The organism is Actinoplanes italicus (assembly GCF_003001815.1).
Taxonomy (GTDB): Bacteria; Actinomycetota; Actinomycetes; order Mycobacteriales; family Micromonosporaceae; genus Actinoplanes; species Actinoplanes italicus.
In genome coordinates, this window is sequence record NZ_PVMZ01000071.1 from 1 (window position 1) to 1,026 (window position 1,026).

A 1,026-nucleotide genomic window follows, 5' to 3' on the forward strand; every position below is an offset into this window, starting at 1 on the left:
AACGCCCGGTTACATTCCGAACCCGGTAGCTAAGCCCTCCAGCGCCGATGGTACTGCACTCGGGAGGGTGTGGGAGAGTAGGACGCCGCCGGACTCAACGTTATGAAAGGCCCACCCCACACGGGGTGGGCCTTTCTGCATTTCCAGGCCCGTTATTGATTCCCGCTTCTCGAAGTCTGCCCGGCCTAGTACTCCAGCAGGAGATCTGTTCTACGGCTCTGTGAGGGCTTGGCGGGTGTAGTGGCTGGTTATCGTTGTGGCTTGATGCCGCCGGCGGAAGAGGAACCAGGCGATGACGTCGGCGAGGCGGCGGGCGGGTTCGATGACCAGCGCGTGGAACAGCCGGCGGAGCTCGTTGACGGTGATGTCGATCAGCGCGTTGGTGCTGGTCGTGCTGGTTGCCGTCGCTACGGCGAGGAAGGCGTGGGCGGCGATGACCAGGGTGGTCCAGCGGTGCCAGGCCCGCCAGCGGCGGTGCTGATGCTGGTCGAGGCGAGACCGGTCTTCGCTGTCTGGAATGACTCCTCAACCCGCCACCGAGATCCAGCGACAGCGAAGCACCCTCACCATCGCCGCCATCAACCAATGGCTCCGGGCACGACGAAACACGGCCTGGCCCACGTCTGCGCCAGGTTCACGATCGTGCCGATTCCCCGGACGCGATGCCCACGCACCCAACCGACCCGACCTGATCACCCAGCAATGCCCTACGCACCCAACCGACCCGACCTGATCACCCAGCGGTACCCCGCGCACCCAACCGACCCGACCTGATCACCCAGCGGTACCCCGCGCACCCAACCGACCCGACCTGATCACCCAGCGGTACCCCGCGCACCCAACCGACCCGACCTGATCACCCAGCGGTACCCCGCGCACCCAACCGACCCGACCTGATCACCCAGCGGTACCCCGCGCACCCAACCGACCCGGTCGCGTCCACTGGCGTGGTGTAAGAGGCGGCCAGCGCTGATCCGTGTCTGTTGATCTTATGCGGCGATTGCGGTCGTTTCGATTGTTTCGGTA

1 rRNA gene is annotated in these 1,026 nt (G+C 65.4%); it reads left to right on the forward strand.

What is annotated here, in order from left to right:
• A 5S ribosomal RNA gene (gene rrf / locus CLV67_RS50845) occupies positions 1 to 94 on the forward strand; the annotation flags it as partial.
• Positions 95 to 1,026: the final 932 nt, after the last annotated feature.